A 16,403-nucleotide genomic window follows, 5' to 3' on the forward strand; every position below is an offset into this window, starting at 1 on the left:
CCCCGTCGTCGCGGCTGCGCGCGTCGTCCAGCCGTACGAACCGCTCGAAGATCCGCTCCCGCTCCGCCTCCGGTACGCCGGCCCCGTCGTCGGTGACGGTCAGCACGGCCCAACCGGCAGGGGCGGCGGGAGAACCCGGCGCCGGGCCGACGGCCGCGCCGAGCACCCCACCGACGGCCCCGGCCACACCCGCCCCGGCCCGCTCCGCGCCCTCCCGCCGCAGCGTCACCGCGACCGTGTGCGCCGCGTGCCGCTGCGCGTTGTCCAGCAGATTGCCGAGCACCCTGGCCAGTTGCGAACGCGAGCCGCTGATCTGGACGTCGGCCAGTTCGCCGGCGCCTACCGCGATCCGGTCGCCGGTGCGCTGCGCCAACTCCGCGCGGATCAGCGGGGCCAGCGGCAGGAGGGCGGGTGCGGGCCGTTCGCCCGCGTCGAGCCGGGCGAGCAGCAGCAGGTCGGCGGCGAGGTGCTGGAGCCGCACCACGTCGGCGACGGTGCCTTCGGGGTCCAGGAGTTCGGGGTGCGCGACGCCCACTTCGAGTTGGGTGCGCAGGCTGGCGATGGGGCTGCGGAGCTCGTGCGAGGCGTCGGCGACGAAGCGGCGCTGGCGCTCGACGGCGCCCTCCAGTGCGGCCAACGTCTCGTTGGTGGTCACCGCGAGCCGCGCCACCTCGTCCCTGGCCTGCGGCTCGGGCACCCGCCGGGACAGGTCGGTGCTCGCCGTGATGGCCGCCATCTCGCGCCGGATGTCCTCCACCGGGCGCAGCGCGCGCCGGGTCACCAGCCAGGTCACCGTCGCCACCACGACGAGCAGCACCGGCAGCCCGATCAGCATCGCCCGCCGTACGGTGCCGACCGCGTCCCGCTCGGTGTCCAGCGGGGCGCCGGCGTACACGGTCAGCGACTCGTCGTCCGGGGTGGTGACGCGCACGGCGGCGAACCGGTAGTCGCGGCGCTCGCCGTCCACCGTGGCCGAGCCCTGGTGGTGCGCGGTCTCGTCGTCGATCTCGCCCTGTCCCGGCCACAGCCTGGGCAGGTCATCGCCTCGTTCGATGGCCTCGGCCGCCTCCTTGGCGGCCCGCTCGATGGCCTCTTCGGCGGCCTCGCGGGCAGCGTCGCCGACACCGTCAGCGTCGTCGTCCCGGCCGTCGTCCCGGCCGTCGTCGCGGTCTTCGTCCCGCCCCTCCTCACGGCTGTCCTCATGGGTGTCGGCACGACCCTCGCCCGTCGGGTCCTCGGCCGTGCCGTCCCGGTCGGGCGGTGTGGTGCGGCGCGGCAGCGGCGCGGCGACCTCGACGCTCCCCTGGCCGGTCCCGGTGATCCGGGTGAGGTCCTCGCTGACCGCCCGTACCCGCCCGTCCTCGTCCACCACCTGCACCGGCGGGTCCTCGTCGAGTTCCAGCCCGGCGCCGGTCGCTAGGCGCGCGGCGACCTGTCGGGCCCGCAGGTCGGCCTGGAGGTCGGCCTGCTCGCGCAGGTCGTCGCGGAGTACGGCGAGCACCGCGAGGCCGGCCAGCACCAGCGCCAGCGCGACCACCACGGTGGCCCCGACCGCGGCCCTGGCCCGTACCGAACCGAGCGCCAGCCGCAGCGCGCTAGCCACGGTCCACCAGCCGGTATCCGGCGCCGCGCACCGTCTCGATCAGGTCGGGGCCCAGTTTGCGGCGCAGGGCGCTGACGTAGACCTCGACGATGTTCGGGTCGCCCTCGTACGCGAAGTCCCACACGTGCTCCAGGACGTCCGCCTTGGAGACCACCTCGCCGGCGCGCAGCGCGAGTTGTTCGAGCACGGAGAACTCCCGGGCGGTCAGCGTGACGTCGACGCCGGACCGGGACACCCGCCGGGTGCCGCGGTCCACCGACAGCGCGCCCACCCGCAGCACCGGCGAGGCGCCGGGGCCGCGCCGGCGCAGCAGCGCCCGCACCCGGGCCAGCAGCACCACGTACGAGAACGGCTTCGTCAGGTAGTCGTCGGCGCCGGTGTCGAGCCCCTCGGCCTCGTCGTACTCGCCGTCCTTGGCGGTGAGCATCAGGATCGGCACCTCGTTGCCGGCGGCGCGCAGCGCGGCGCAGACCGCGTAGCCGTTCATGCCGGGCAGCATGATGTCGAGCACGACCAGGTCGTACGCGCCCTCGCCGGCCCGGTGCAGTCCGCTGGTCCCGTCGTGCACCACGTCCACGGCGAACCCCTCCGCCGCCAGCCCCTTGGCCAGCGACAGGGCGAGCCGCCTCTCGTCCTCCACGATCAACAGGCGCATGCGCACAGCCTCGCAAACCGAAGCTGAAGAGTCCTTCAGCCGTCTTCAGCTTCCCTTCAGCGTCGCTGCGCGAGCGTGGGTGACGTCAAGCGCCGGGCCGGCACCGGCACGGGTGGCACCTGGGAGGAAACCTCATGAAGCGCAAGATCGCGATCGCCAGCATCGCCGCTGCGGTCCTCATCGGCGGCGGTACGGCGTCGGCCGTGGCCTTCACCGACGGCGGCGACAGCGGCACCTCGGGCACCCGGGTCACCGACGACCGGGCCGGCCGGGTGGGCGATGACGCAGCCGCGGACGGCTCGAAGGACGAGGCGAAGGCCGAGGTCAGGGGTGGGGGCGAGGACCGCGCGGCGGATGACGCCGGCGACGACCGGCCCGAGCGCGGCGACACCGACGGCCTGGCCGATGACCTGAAGCGGTGGCGCGGCGACACCGACGGCTGGGACGACGACCGGGACGACGACCGCAGGGACCAGGGCGACCGCGGCGACGACGCCGAGGACCGGACGCTGCGCGGCGCCACGCTCTCGGTGGGTGCGGCGATCGACGCGGCGCTGCGGGCCAGGCCCGGCACCGTGGTCTCGATCGACCTGGACGCGGAGGCCGGCCGCGCGGTGTGGGACGTGGACGTGCTCGGCAGGGACGGCCACTGGTACGACCTGGAGCTGGACGCCGGCAACGGAAAGGTGCTGCGGGACCACCGCGCCCACGAGGACGACGCCGCCGAACTGAAGCGCGCCCTGAAGGCGACCACGGTCTCCGCGACCGACGCGATCCGCGAGGCCCTGCGGACCACGCAGGGCGTGGTGATCTCGGTGGACCTGGACGACGGCCTGCCCACCGGCTGGGACGTGGACGTCCTCGGCAAGGACGGCAAGGACCGCGAGCTCAGGGTGGACCTGTCGTCAGGCAAGGTGACGTGGCACGCGGACGACGACCACGACGACGACTGACGCCGCTCCGCGGCTCCGCCCGGCGAGGGCCGCGAGGGCCGCGAGGAGGACCGGCGGCGGGTGGCCGCGGGTGGGTGGGGTGGCTGATGGTGGGGGCGGCTGGCGGGCGACGGTTGAGCTGGTTGGCGGCTCGGCTGGCTGGCCGCGTGGCCGACGGTGCTCGGGCCGGTGGGCGGCTCGGCTGGCCGCTGGTCACCGACGATCGGGCTGGCCCGCGGCGGGCCGCCGCGGGGGGGGGGGCGCCCCGCCCGGGGGCCGGGGGGGGGGGGGGGGGGGGGGGGGGGGGGGGCGGGCGCGGGGGGGGGCCGCGCGGCGCCCCCGGCGGGGGGGGGCCCCCCCGCGGGCGTACGTCTGTGGGGTGCGGGGCATGGCCCGTGCCCGTACGTCCGCTGGCGTACGGCCGCCGGCGCCCCGGCCAGGGGCCCACGGGTACGCGGCGTAGGTCTGTGGGGTGCGGGGCCGTGCCCCGTACCCGTACGTCCGCACGCGCACGCCCCCCGGAGGCAGGGCCTCAGGCGCATGCACTGCGCGGCGGACGACCGCGGGGCGTGCACGTACGCGGCGTACTCCCCCGGCATGCGCGGTCAGCGGCTCCGGCCACCGGGCTCTGACCACGCGCGACCGGCTGGCGGACTGCGTCCGCACCGCGCACGCCCACCACCCCACCCACAGACCGCACGGCCCACACCGCACACCCCACAACCGCGCTGCCGGCCGTCGATGGCTGCGGCCGGCAGTCGGCCCGGCCGCCGACGGACCTCGGCCGCTCCGGCCGGCGCCCGGTCGACCCCGGTCGTCGCCCGAGCAAACCCCAGCAGCCGCAGGCGCTCGGCGCCCGGCTACGGGGCGCGGGGGCCGTCAGGCGCCCCCAACCGCAGTGCGATGGCAAGCCAGCGCCCCCCGGTGCGGCGCGCACTACGGCCGCGCGCACCGCGCCCCGCCGCGGACCGCCGCCAGCCTCGGCCCGGCTCCGCCGCCGGCCCCGGCCCAAACTCAGCCCGGCCGTCGGCCGGCGCCGGCTCAGCCCGAGCCCGGCTCAGCCCTCCGTGAGGCCGGCCACCAATTCGTCCGCCGCCGCGTACGGGTCGAGGGTGCCGGCCACGATGCGCTCGGCCAGGGCGCTGAGCCTGCGGTCGCCGCTGAGGTCGCCGATCCGCTCGCGCAGCGCCGTCACCGCGATCGTCTCGACCTCGCGGGCGGCCCGCTCACGGCGGCGTTCGGCGAGCACGCCGTGCTCCTCCATCCACGCCCGGTGCTTCTCCAGCGCCTCCACGACCTCGTCCACGCCCTGCGCCCGGGCCGCGACGGTCTTCACGATCGGGGGCCGCCAGTCGCCGGCCGCCCGCGCCTCGCCGAGGCCGAGCATGTGGTTGAGCTCGCGGGCGGTGGCGTCCGCGCCGTCCCGGTCGGCCTTGTTGACCACGTACACGTCGCCGATCTCCAGGATGCCGGCCTTCGCCGCCTGGATGCCGTCGCCCATGCCGGGCGCGAGCAGCACCACGCTGGTGTCGGCCTGCGAGGCGATCTCCACCTCCGACTGGCCCACGCCCACCGTCTCCACCAGCACCACGTCACAGCCGGCCGCGGCCAGCCCCCGGATGGCCTGCGGCGCGGACCAGGCCAGGCCGCCGAGGTGGCCGCGGGTGGCCATGGAGCGGATGTAGACGCCGGGGTCGGACGCGTGGTCGCCCATCCGCACCCGGTCCCCGAGCAGCGCGCCGCCGGAGAACGGCGACGAGGGGTCGACGGCCAGCACCCCGACCCGCTTGCCGATCTTGCGGTACGCGGTGATCAGCGCCGAGGTGGAAGTGGACTTGCCGACGCCCGGCGAGCCGGTCAGCCCCACCACGTACGCCCGGCCGGTCAACGGCGCCAGCGCCGCCATCACCGCGCGGAGCTGCGGGGACGCCCCCTCCACCAGCGAGATCAGCCGGGCCACCGCGCGCGGCTTGCCCTGCCTCGCCTGCTCGACCAGGCCGGGGACGTCCACCATCGTGCCGCTCTCCTTCTGCTTCTGCTCGTACGGGCCGGCCGGCCGCTCGGGCCGGTGGCGGGGCGGGCGGGCCGGCTACTTCTTGGGCACCCGCACGATCAGCGCGTCGCCCTGACCGCCGCCGCCGCACAGCGCCGCCGCGCCGCCGCCGCCGCCGCGCCGCTTGAGCTCAAGGGCCAGGTGCAGCACCAGCCGGGCGCCCGACATGCCGATGGGGTGGCCGAGCGCGATGGCGCCGCCGTTGACGTTCACCTTTTCCGCGGATACGCCGAGGTCCTTCATTGACTGGAAGGCAACGGCCGCGAACGCCTCGTTGATCTCGATCAGATCGAGGTCGGCGACGTCGAGACCTTCCTTGCCGAGCGCGTGGTTGATCGCGTTGGAGGGCTGCGACTGGAGCGCGTTGTCCGGGCCCGCGACGTTGCCGTGCGCGCCGATCTCGGCGATCCACTCCAGGCCCAGTTCCTCGGCCTTGGCACGGCTCATGACGACCACGGCTGCGGCGCCGTCGGAGATCTGCGACGAGGTGCCGGCGGTGATCGTGCCGTCCTTGGTGAACGCCGGGCGCAGTTTGGCCAGGCCCTCCGCGGTGGTGTCGGCGCGGATGCCCTCGTCCTGGCTGAAGACGACCGGCTCGCCCTTGCGCTGCGGGATTTCCACCGGCGTGATCTCGGCCTCGAACAGGCCGTTCTTCTGCGCGGCTGCGGCCCGCTGGTGGGAGAGGGCGGCGATCTCGTCCTGGGCGGCGCGGCCGATGCCGAGGCGGCTGTTGTGCTTCTCGGTGGACTCGCCCATGGGGATGTTCTCGTAGGCGTCGGTCAACCCGTCGTGCGCCATGGAGTCCAGCATGTGAACGGCCCCGTACTTGAATCCCTCGCGGGAGCCGGGCAGCAGGTGCGGCGCGTTGGTCATCGATTCCTGGCCGCCGGCGACGACGATGTCGAACTCGCCGGCGCGGATGAGCTGGTCGGCCAGGGCGATGGCGTCGAGGCCGGAGAGGCAGACCTTGTTGACGGTCAGCGCCGGCACGCTCATCGGAATGCCGGCCTTGACGGCCGCCTGGCGGGCCGGGATCTGCCCGGCGCCGGCCTGCAACACCTGTCCCATGATCACGTATTGCACCTGGTCACCGCCGATGCCGGCGCGGTCGAGCGCGGCCTTGATGGCGAACCCGCCGAGGTCGGCTCCGGAGAAGCTGCGCAGCGAGCCGAGCAGCCGGCCCATGGGCGTACGGGCGCCCGCCACGATCACAGAGGTAGTGCCGGTCGTACCAGTCATGGTGCGGCCCCTTCGGAAGCGTCAGGGATGTTAACGAGGGTTATCCGTCAATGTACTGAGGGGTGCGCGACAGGTCACCGGCCCGAGGATGTGATCGCGCGCACGTTGCGTGACCGGCCGTGCCAGCGGTGCACTGGGGGCATGCTGACGAGAATCGACCACATTGGGATCGCCTGCTTCGACCTCGACAAGACCGTCGAGTTCTACCGTGCCACCTACGGCTTCGAGGTGTTCCACTCCGAGGTCAACGAGGAGCAGGGGGTGCGCGAGGCGATGCTCAAGATCAACGAGACCTCCGACGGCGGCGCCTCCTACCTCCAGTTGCTCGAACCGATCCGGGAGGACTCGGCGGTCGGCAAGTGGATGGCCAAGAACGGCGAGGGCGTGCACCACATCGCCTTCGGCACCGCTGACGTGGACGGGGACGCCGCGGCCATCCGCGACAAGGGCGTACGGGTCCTGTACGAGCAGCCCCGGCGCGGCTCGATGGACTCGCGGATCACCTTCCTGCACCCCAAGGACTGCCACGGCGTGCTCACCGAACTGGTCACCTCCGCCTCCCCCGACCAGACCGAACACTGACTCACCCCTCCCCCGGCCGGTAGAGTGCAAGCTCGGCCGGGGCGCGGGTTGGGGGCTCGGCCCAAGCTACGCCGATGATCTGACACCATTTCTTCGGAAGGGCCAGCTCCGTGCACCCCGGCATCGGGGCGGGGCAGGCCGCCGACGCGACCAGGGGACGGATGGGACCGCGCAGTGCGGGGCTACGACCGCTACGAGCCTGACGACCACCTTTCGCAGTTCGAAGCCGAGATGGAACGGCTGAAGACCGAGCGGGAGAAGGCCGTCCAGCACGCCGACGACCTCGGCTACCAGGTCGAAGTCCTGCGCGCCAAGCTGCACGAGGCGCGCCGCACCATCGCGTCCCGTCCCGCGTACGACTCGGCCAACGTCGGCTACCAGGCCGAGCAGATGCTGCGGAACGCGCAGGCGCAGGCGGACCAGCTCCGCGCGGACGCCGAGCGCGAGCTGCGCGACGTACGGGCGCAGACGCAGCGGCTGCTCCAGGAGCAGGCGGAGCGGCAGTCGCGCCTTGAGGCCGAGTTGCACGCCGAGGCGGTCGCCCGCCGCCAGCGCCTGGACGAGGAGTTGGCGGAGCGCCGGGCGACCGTCGAGTCGCACGTCAACGAGAACGTGGCCTGGGCCGAGCAGCTCAGGGCCCGTAGCGAGGCGCAGGCCAGGCGGCTGCTGGACGAGTCGCGGGCCGAGGCCGAGCAGTCGCTGAGCAGTGCCAGGGCCGAGGCCCAGCGGCTGGCCGAGCAGGCCAGGGAGCGGCTGGCCGCGGAGAGCGAGAGCGCCCGCTCGGAAGCGGAAGCGATCCTGCGGCGGGCCCGTACCGACGCCGAGCGGCTGCTGAACGCCGCGTCCACGCAGGCGCAGGAGGCGACCGACCACGCCGAGCAACTGCGCACCTCCACCGCGACCGAATCCGAGGAGGCCCGCCGGCAGGCCGGTGAGCTGACCCGGGGCGCCGAGCAGCGCATGCAGGAGGCCGACACGGCGCTGCGCGAGGCGCGCGCCGAGGCCGAGAAGCTGGTCAGCGAGGCCAAGGAGGCCGCGACGGCGCAGCTCTCGGCCGCCGAGTCCGCCGGCGAGCAGCGCACCCGTACGGCCAAGGCGGAGATCGCGCGGCTGGTCGGCGAGGCCACCAAGGAGGCCGAGGCGCTGCGCGCCGAGGCCGAACAGGTGCGGGACGACGCCAGGTCCGACACCGAGCGGATGGTCGCCGAGGCGCAGGAGAAGGCGCGGGCCGAGGCCGCCGAGGAGTCGGCCGCCCAGTTGGCGAAGGCGGCCCGTACGGCCGAAGAGGTGCTGAGCAAGGCCGCCGACGACGCCAAGGCGACCACCAAGGCCGCCGCCACCGAGGCGGAGCGGATCAGGACCGAGGCCGAGCGCGAGGCCGACCGGCTGCGGGAGGCCGCGCACGACACGGCCGAGCAACTCAAGGGCGCGGCCAAGGACGACACCAAGGAGTACCGGGCCAAGACGGTCGAGCTCCAGGAGGAGGCCAGGCGGCTGCGCGGCGAGGCCGAGCAGTGGCGGGCCGACGCGGTCGCCGAGGGCGAGAAGATCCGCGGCGAGGCCCGCCGGGACGCGCTCCAGCAGATCGAGGAGGCGGCCAAGACCGCCGAGGAGCTGCTGACCAAGGCCAAGGCCGATGCGGCCGAGAGCCGGGCGAGCGCCACCGCCGAGGGCGAGCGGGTGCGGGCCGAGGCCACCGAGCGGGCCCAGGCGCTGCGCAAGCAGTCCGAGGAGGCCCTTGAGCGTTCCCGCGGCGAGGCCGAGGACCTGGTGGCCGCCGCCGAGGAGGGCGCCGGCAAGATCAAGGCGGAGGCCGCGGAGGCCGCCCAGCGGCTGCGCGAGGAGACCGAGCGCACCACCGCGGAGCGGCGGGCCGAGGCCGAGGCCGAGTGGGCCAGGCTGCACGGCGAGGCCGAACAGCGGGTCAACGCGGCCGAGGAGGCGCTGCGCGAGGCGCGCGCCGAGGCCGAGAAGCTGCGCCGGGAGGCCGCCGAGGAGACGGAGCGGCTGCGGACGGAGGCCGCGGAGCGGCTGCGCGCCCTCCAGGAGCAGGCCGAGGCGGAGGCCCAGCGGCTGCGGACGGAGGCCGCCGCGGACGCGTCCGCCGCCCGCGCCGAGGGCGAGTCGGTCGCGGTACGGCTGCGCAGCGAGGCTGCGGCCGAGGCGGAGCGGCTGCGGACGGAGGCCCAGGAGGCCGCCGACCGGGTGCGCGGCGAGGCGAAGGCGGCTGCGGAGCGGCTGGCCGGCGAGGCCGCCGAGGCGCTGGCCGCGGCGCAGGAGGAGGCGCCGCGGCGCCGCCGGGAGGCGGAGGAGCTGCTCGCCGACGCCCGCGGGGAGGCGCAGCGCGAGCGCGAGCGGGCCCAGGAGCAGAGCGAGGAGTTGCTGGCCGCGGCCCGGCACCGGGTGGCGGAGGCGCAGGCCGAGGCGCAGCGGCTGCAAGAGGAGGCCGAGCAGCGGGCGACGGAGTTGGTGTCGACCGCCGAGCAGACCGCGCAGCAGGTGCGGGAGACGGTCGCCGGGCTCCAGGAGCAGGCCGAGGAGGAGATCACCGGGCTGCGGTCGGCGGCCGAGCACGCGGCCGAGCGCACCCGTACGGAGGCCCAGGCGGAGGCGGACCGGGTCCGCGCCGACGCGTACGCCGAGCGGGAGCGGGCCTCAAGCGACGCGTCGCGGGTGCGCCGTGAGGCGCGCGAGGAGACCGAGGCCGCCAAGTCGTTGGCGGAGCGCACGGTCTCGGAGGCGATCGGCGAGTCGGAGCGGATGCGCGCGGACGCCCGCGAGGAGGCGGCGCGGCTGCGGGCCACCGCCGCCCAGCAGGCGGACACGCTGGTGGGCGAGGCGAGCACCGAGGCCGAGCGGCTGGTGTCGGACGCCACGGCCAAGGGGCAGCGGCTGCGGACCGAGGCGGCGGACGCCCTTGCGGCGGCCGAGCAGGACGCGGCACGCTCGCGCGCCGAGGCCCGTACGGACGCCAACCGGCTGCGTTCGGACGCGGCGCAGCAGGCCGACCGGCTCATCGCGGAGGCGACGAAGGAGTCCGAGAAGCTCATCGGCGACGCCACGACCGAGGCCGAGCGGCTGCGGACCGAGGTGGCGACGGAGAGCAAGCGGGTACGGGCGGAGGCCGCCGACGCGATGGCCGCCGCCCGCCAGGAGGCCGACCGCACCCTGGACGAGGCCAGGGTGGCGGCCAACCAGCGCCGGGCCGAGGCCGCCAAGCAGGCCGACCGGCTGGTGGCCGGGGCGGCCAAGGAGGCGGAGCGGGTGCGCGCGGAGGCGGCCACCGCGGTCGCCGCCGCCCAGGAGCACGCCACCAGGACCCGGGTCACCGCGGACAAGATCAGGGCCAAGGCGCAGGAGGAGACCGAGCGGCTGCTGGCCAAGGCGCAGCTCGACGCGGAGCGCACGGTCGACGAGGCGCGCGCCGCCGCGGCGACCCGTCGCGCGGAGGCCGCCAAGCAGGCCGACCAGCTCATCGCCGGGGCCCAGGAGGAGGCGCTGCGGGCGGCCACCGCGGCCGAGGAGCGCGCCGACACCATGGTGGGCGTGGCCCGCAAGGAGGCCGACCGGATCGTCGCCGAGGCCACCGCCCAGGGCAACCAGCGGGTGGAGAAGGCGCGTACGGACGCCAATACGATGCTGACCGAGGCGCGCGGCGACGCGACGGCCATAAGGGAGCGGGCCGAGGAGTTGCGCACCCGGGTCGAGGGCGAGGTCGAGAAGTTGCACGACCGGGCGCGCCGGGAGTCCGCCGAGGCGCTCAAGTCGGCCGGCGAGCGGGCGGACAAGTTGGTGAAGGCCGCCGAGGAGCAACTGGCCGCGGCCGAGGCGAAGTCCAAGGATCTGTTGTCCGACGCGAGCGGCGAGGCGAGCAAGGTGCGCATCGCCGCGGTCAAGAAGGCCGACGGGCTGATCCGGGAGGCCGAGGCGAAGAAGACCGAGGCGGTGCGCGACGCCGAGCGCATGCGGAAGGAGGCGGCGGAGGAGGCCCAGCGAACGGTCGACGACGGCAAGCGGGAACTGGAACTCCTCGCACGTCGCCGTAAGGACATCAACACGGAGATCTCCCGGGTCCAGGACGTGTTGGAAGCACTCGAATCCTTCGAGGCTCCGACGGCCGGCGGCGGGAGCGGCAAGGACAACGGGGGCGCGAAATCAGTGGCGGGCGCGGGCGCGACTCGTTCAAGTGGCAAGCAGTCTGACGGCTAGCCACTCAAATGAGGGGTCATTCTCCAGATCAAACGGGCAATGACTCGAAGACACGCCGTCCGCCCCCCTAGGATTCTCCCTATCACCTCACCGGTCTTCTTTCGACAGGAACCCCATGAGCGACACTTCCTCCCCCTTCGGCTTCGAGCTCGTGCGGCGTGGATACGACCGCGGTCAGGTGGACGACCGCATCAGCAAGCTCGTCGCCGACCGAGACAGCGCCCTGGCACGCATCACTTCCCTGGAAAAGCGCATCGAGGAGCTGCACCTCGAAACGCAGAACGCACAGGCCCAGGTCAACGACTCCGAGCCGTCGTACGCGGGTCTCGGCGCGCGGGTGGAGAAGATCCTCCGGCTCGCCGAGGAGGAGGCCAAGGACCTGCGTGAGGAGGCCCGTCGCGCCGCCGAGCAGCACCGTGAGCTCGCCGAGTCCGCCGCCCAGCAGGTGCGCAACGATGCCGAAACGTTCGCGGCCGAGCGCAAGGCGAAGTCCGAGGACGAGGGTGCGCGGATCGTCGAAAAGGCGAAGTCCGACGCGAGCCAACTGCGCACGGATGCGCAGAAGGACGCCCAGTCCAAGCGGGAGGAGGCGGACTCCCTCTTCGAGGAGACCCGCGCCAAGGCCGCCCAGGCCGCCGCCGACTTCGAGACCAACCTGGCCAAGCGCCGCGAGCAGTCCGAGCGCGACCTGGCGTCCCGTCAGGCGAAGGCCGAGAAGCGGCTCGCCGAGATCGAGCACCGCGCCGAGCAGCTCCGCCTTGAGGCGGAGAAGCTGCGTACGGACGCGGAGCGGCGGGCCCGGCAGACGGTGGAGACCGCGCAGCGTCAGGCCGAGGACATCGTGGCGGACGCCAACGCCAAGGCCGACCGGGTGCGCAGCGAGTCCGAGCGCGAGCTCGCGGCGCTCACCAACCGCCGCGACAGCATCAACGCCCAGCTCACCAACGTCCGCGAGATGCTGGCGACGCTCACCGGTGCCGCGGTGGCCGCGGCCGGCGCCCCCGAGGAGGACTCGGTGCAGCGCGGCGTGCCGGCGCAGCAGAGCCGCTGACCGCGACGGGCCGCGGGCGCCGACCCCGGGTCGGTTCCCAGTAGCGCTCCCGGGTGACCGGCCGACCGGTGGGGTCGCCGGCGCCGACGAGGGTGGCACCGCTCACGGGCGGTCGGTTGCCACTGGTCGTCTGCCATGGGATCGATCGGTAGCCGAGAGGTAACCGACGGGCCGCAACCTTATTTCGCTAGGCACACAGCGCCTCGGACCACGGAATGTGGTACGAGGCGCTGTGTGCTGCGGGGTGGCGTGTACGCCTCAGGGCCCTTAGCGTGGCCTGCATGATCGAGCTTGTGGGGTTGACGAAACGCTACGGCGACAAGCTCGCCGTCGACGGGCTGACGTTCACCGTGCGCCCCGGGATCGTCACCGGCTTCCTGGGGCCCAACGGGGCCGGCAAGTCCACGACCATGCGCATGATGCTCGACCTGGACAATCCCACGGCGGGGCAGGTCCGCATCGACGGCAAGCACTACCGGCAGTTGAACGATCCGCTCAAGCACATCGGTGCGCTGCTCGACGCGAAGGCCGTGCACGGCGGGCGCAGCGCGTACAACCACCTGCTCTGTCTGGCGCAGAGCAACGGCATCCCCACCAGTCGGGTGAGCGAGGTGCTCGACACGGTCGGGCTGTCCTCGGTCGCCAAGAAGCGTTCCAAGGGGTTCTCGCTCGGCATGGGACAGCGGCTCGGGATAGCCGCCGCGCTGCTGGGCGACCCGGAGATCCTGATGTTCGACGAGCCGGTCAACGGGCTCGACCCGGAGGGCATCCACTGGATTCGGCATCTGATGAAGAACCTGGCGTCGCAGGGCCGTACGGTCTTCGTCTCCAGCCACCTGATGAGTGAAATGGCCCTGACCGCCGACCACTTGGTGGTGATCGGGCAGGGGCGGCTGATGGCCGACACCTCGATGGCGGAGTTCATCGCGCAGAACTCGCGCTCCTACGTACGGGTGCGCACGCCCGACCACGAGCGGATGCGGGAGGCGCTGGCCGGGGCGGGGTACACGGCGCTGGTCGCGACTGACGGCGCGTTGGAGGTGGACCGGGCCGATGCGGCGCACCTGGGCGAGTTGGCCGCGCGGCACCAGGTGGTGCTGCACGAGTTGAGCCCGCAGCGGGCTTCGCTCGAAGAGGCGTTCATGCAGCTCACGGCCGAGTCGGTGGAGTACCACGCGCACTCGGGGCCGGCCGGTGCGCATCCGGGTGCCCCGACGGCGTACGGGGGTGCGGCGCCGCCGGGTCCGGTCGCCGGCCAGCCTCCGCAGGGGTACCCGCCGCAGGGTCAGTCGCCCGCGCAGGGGTATCCGCCCGGGCCGGGCCAGCCCGCCCCCGGTCAGCCGGGGCCGGGGCAACCGCCCGGGTCGTGGCCCGGGCAGCCGGGTACCGGACACCCCGGGCCGGGGCAGCAGGGACCGGGGCAGCAAGGACCGGGCCAGCAGGGGCCCGGGGAACAGGGTGGCTGGGGCGCCGACTGGCGGCGGAAGAAGGGGTCCTGACGATGACGGTCACCACGCAGGTCCTCAGGTCCGAATGGACCAAGATCAAGTCAGTGCGCTCCACCGTGTGGACCATGATCCTCGCGCTGGTGGTGACGCTGGCCCTGAGCATGCTGCTCAGCGCGCTCAGCAAGAACGACTACGCCGACATGTCGCGCCAGGACAAGATCGAGTTCGACCCGACCCTGATCAGCTTCGCCGGCATCGGCCTCGGCCAACTGGCGCTGATCGTCTTCGGGGTGCTCGTGGTCTCCAACGAGTACAGCACCGGCATGATCCGTACCTCGCTCGCGGCGGTCCCGCAGCGGCTGACCTTCCTGTTCAGCAAGGTGGCGGTGGCCACCGCGGTGGCGCTCGCGGTCGGCGTGGTGATCAGCTTCGCCAGCTTCTACGCCGGTCAGGCCATGCTCGGCGAGCACAAGGCGGCGCTCGGCGATCCCGGGGTGCTGCGGGCGGTGCTTGGCAGCGCGCTGTACATGGCGCTGATCACGATGTTCGCCATGGGCGTCACCGTGATGCTGCGCAGTCCGATGCTCTCGCTCGGCATCCTGATGCCATTCTTCTTTCTGATCTCCAGCATCCTGGGCAACGTCCCGGCCACCGAGAAGGTCGGCCGCTACCTGCCCGACCAGGCCGGTTCCCGGATCATGCAGGTCGTCAGGACCGACGACGACGCCCCGTACGGGCCCTGGGGCGGGCTGGCGATCATGGCCCTGTGGGTGCTCGCGGCCCTGATCGGCGGCGCCGTGTCCCTGAAGAAGCGGGACGCCTGAGGGGGCGCTCCGGCAGGGCAGCCCGGGCGGGGCTGGCGGAGGGCTGGGTTCCGGTCCGCTGCCGGGGCGCCCTCACGCCGCCGGCTCGTACGACCGCTCCGTGTGATCACGACAGTCCGCGAAAGCTGACATGGGTCGACATAGGCGGAAACTTCGCCCCAGTGCAGACCGCGGTGGCTGGTGGAAGGGAACCGTCAGCAGCCAGTTATCCTCCTAACCCTCACGGGGGCGAGCCGTCAGGTGGCTGACGCCCCGACCGATCGCGAGGGCGGATCATTGATCGAGGCAGTCGGCCTGACGAAGCGCTACGGCGCCAAGACAGCCGTGCACAACCTGTCCTTCCAGGTGCGGCCGGGCGCCGTCACCGGTTTCCTGGGCCCCAACGGCTCCGGCAAATCGACGACGATGCGCATGATCCTCGGTCTCGACAAGCCGACTGCGGGCAAGGTCACGGTGGGCGGCTACGCGTTCCGCCAGTTGCCGAACGCGCCGCGGCAGGTCGGTGCGCTCCTCGACGCCAAGGCCGTGCACGGCGGGCGCAGCGCGCGCCAGCACCTGCTCTGCCTCGCGCAGCTCTCCGGCATCCCGGCCCGTCGGGTGGACGAGGTACTGGGGGTCGTCGGCCTCCAGGACGTGGCCAAAAAGCGCTCCAACGGGTTCTCGCTCGGTATGGGCCAGCGGCTCGGCATCGCGGCGGCCCTGCTCGGCGACCCGCAGGTACTGCTCTTCGACGAGCCGGTCAACGGGCTCGACCCCGAGGGCATCCTCTGGGTCCGCAACCTCATGAAACAGCTCGCCGCCGAGGGCCGTACGGTCTTCGTCTCCAGTCACCTGATGAGCGAGATGGCGCTGACCGCCGACCACCTCATCGTGATCGGCCGCGGCCAGTTGCTCGCCGACATGAGCGTCTCCGACTTCATTTCGGCCAACTCCGCCGACTTCGCCCGGGTGCGCACGCCGGACACCGAGCCGCAGCAGCGCGAGAAGCTGGTGGCCGTGCTCGCCAAGGCGGGCGGGCAGGTGCAGCCCGAGCAGGACGGCGCGCTGCGCGTCACCGGCCTCGCGCTGCCGCGCATCAGCGACCTCGCGCACGACGCGGACGTGCGGCTGTGGGAGCTTGCCCCGCACCAGGCGTCGCTGGAAGAGGCGTACATGCGGATGACGCAGGCCGCCGTCGACTACCGGTCGACGCAGGACCCGCGGGCCGGGCTCCAGCAGCAGGGCTTCGCGCCCGGCCCGCCGGTGCAGCCCGGCGCCCCGCAGGGCTGGGGCCAGCCCGCGCCGGCCGACCCGCGACAGCAGCACCCGTACGCGGCGGGCCAGCCGCACCCGTACCAGCAGCAGCCCTACGCCCCGCAGCCGGGCCAGCCGATGCCGGTCGGCGCGGTGCCGGGGCAGCCCGTACCCGGTGCGCCGGTGCCGGTCGGAGCCGTGGCCGGTGGTCCGGTGCCTGGTGGGCCGGTGCCTGGTGGGCCCGTGGCCGGTGGGCCCGTGGCCGGTGCGCCGGTGGCGGGGGTTCCCGCCGCGCCCGCCGGTGGTTCGCCGCGGACCACGCAGTTGCGTGCGCTGCCGGCCGACGCCCCCGCCCCCGCGGCGCAGCAGCCCGCCGCCCCCGCCGAACCGACCGAGCGCGACAGCGAGGACGCCCGATGACCACCCCTCAGCAGCCGCAGACCACCCCGGCCCCCCCGGGCAGGGCGGCCCCCGCCGCTGCCCCCGCCACGGCGCCGGCCGCCGGCCAGCCCACCGGCCAGAGCGCCCAGCAGCCGGCAGTGCCCGCGCCCGCCGCGGCAGCACCGGCCGGCAC

General features: G+C 74.0%; 11 protein-coding genes and 1 pseudogene. 7 read left to right on the forward strand and 5 right to left on the reverse strand.

The window, feature by feature from the left end; translation table 11 throughout:
- Both AAHZ94_RS12115 and AAHZ94_RS12120 read right to left on the reverse strand, forming a co-directional pair.
- Nucleotides 1-1,537, reverse strand: a 1,537-nt coding sequence (locus AAHZ94_RS12115; RefSeq protein ID WP_502964652.1) for an ATP-binding protein, incomplete at its 3' end; no start/stop codon positions are given.
- A gap of 58 nt (nucleotides 1,538-1,595) precedes the next feature.
- Nucleotides 1,596-2,258: a response regulator transcription factor gene (locus AAHZ94_RS12120; protein WP_349992841.1), complete on the reverse strand. Its 663-nt coding sequence runs from the start codon at nucleotides 2,256-2,258 to the stop codon at nucleotides 1,596-1,598.
- A gap of 134 nt (nucleotides 2,259-2,392) precedes the next feature.
- Between AAHZ94_RS12120 and AAHZ94_RS12125 the strand changes: the two genes are divergently transcribed.
- On the forward strand, nucleotides 2,393-3,211 hold the full coding sequence (locus tag AAHZ94_RS12125; protein WP_349992842.1) for a PepSY domain-containing protein: 819 nt from the start codon (nucleotides 2,393-2,395) through the stop codon (nucleotides 3,209-3,211).
- A gap of 192 nt (nucleotides 3,212-3,403) precedes the next feature.
- On the opposite strand, the gene AAHZ94_RS12130 is transcribed toward AAHZ94_RS12125, so the two are convergent.
- From AAHZ94_RS12130 to AAHZ94_RS12140, 3 genes are all read right to left on the reverse strand, one after another.
- Nucleotides 3,404-3,580, reverse strand: coding sequence for a hypothetical protein (locus AAHZ94_RS12130; RefSeq protein WP_349992843.1), 177 nt, complete (start codon nucleotides 3,578-3,580; stop codon nucleotides 3,404-3,406).
- Between the two features lie 667 nt (nucleotides 3,581-4,247).
- The gene (gene meaB, locus AAHZ94_RS12135) at nucleotides 4,248-5,204 is read right to left on the reverse strand and encodes a methylmalonyl Co-A mutase-associated GTPase MeaB (RefSeq protein WP_349992844.1); all 957 of its coding nucleotides are present in this window, start codon (nucleotides 5,202-5,204) and stop codon (nucleotides 4,248-4,250) included.
- Nucleotides 5,205-5,279: 75 nt separating this feature from the next.
- Entirely contained in the window at nucleotides 5,280-6,482 is a 1,203-nt protein-coding gene (locus tag AAHZ94_RS12140; protein ID WP_349992845.1) for an acetyl-CoA C-acetyltransferase, read from the reverse strand.
- A gap of 141 nt (nucleotides 6,483-6,623) precedes the next feature.
- Between AAHZ94_RS12140 and mce the strand changes: the two genes are divergently transcribed.
- The 6 genes and pseudogenes from mce to AAHZ94_RS12170 all read left to right on the forward strand — a co-directional run bounded on the left by mce (nucleotide 6,624) and on the right by AAHZ94_RS12170 (nucleotide 16,249).
- The gene (mce, locus tag AAHZ94_RS12145; RefSeq protein ID WP_349992846.1) at nucleotides 6,624-7,064 is read left to right on the forward strand and encodes a methylmalonyl-CoA epimerase; all 441 of its coding nucleotides are present in this window, start codon (nucleotides 6,624-6,626) and stop codon (nucleotides 7,062-7,064) included.
- A gap of 174 nt (nucleotides 7,065-7,238) precedes the next feature.
- Complete coding sequence (gene scy, locus AAHZ94_RS12150) at nucleotides 7,239-11,273, forward strand: polarized growth protein Scy (protein ID WP_502964651.1); 4,035 nt, start codon at nucleotides 7,239-7,241, stop codon at nucleotides 11,271-11,273.
- Nucleotides 11,274-11,388: 115 nt separating this feature from the next.
- The gene (locus AAHZ94_RS12155; RefSeq protein ID WP_349992847.1) at nucleotides 11,389-12,324 is read left to right on the forward strand and encodes a coiled-coil domain-containing protein; all 936 of its coding nucleotides are present in this window, start codon (nucleotides 11,389-11,391) and stop codon (nucleotides 12,322-12,324) included.
- A gap of 281 nt (nucleotides 12,325-12,605) precedes the next feature.
- Nucleotides 12,606-13,583 (forward strand): annotated as a pseudogene (locus tag AAHZ94_RS12160) (ATP-binding cassette domain-containing protein); the annotation flags it as partial.
- A 242-nt stretch (nucleotides 13,584-13,825) separates the two neighbouring features.
- On the forward strand, nucleotides 13,826-14,596 hold the full coding sequence (locus AAHZ94_RS12165; protein WP_349992848.1) for an ABC transporter permease: 771 nt from the start codon (nucleotides 13,826-13,828) through the stop codon (nucleotides 14,594-14,596).
- A gap of 276 nt (nucleotides 14,597-14,872) precedes the next feature.
- Entirely contained in the window at nucleotides 14,873-16,249 is a 1,377-nt protein-coding gene (locus AAHZ94_RS12170; protein WP_349992849.1) for an ATP-binding cassette domain-containing protein, read from the forward strand.
- The last annotated feature ends 154 nt before the right edge of the window (nucleotides 16,250-16,403 follow it).

Origin of the sequence: Streptomyces sp. HSW2009 (assembly GCF_040240285.1) — a bacterium.
Lineage (GTDB): Bacteria > Actinomycetota > Actinomycetes > Streptomycetales > Streptomycetaceae > Streptomyces.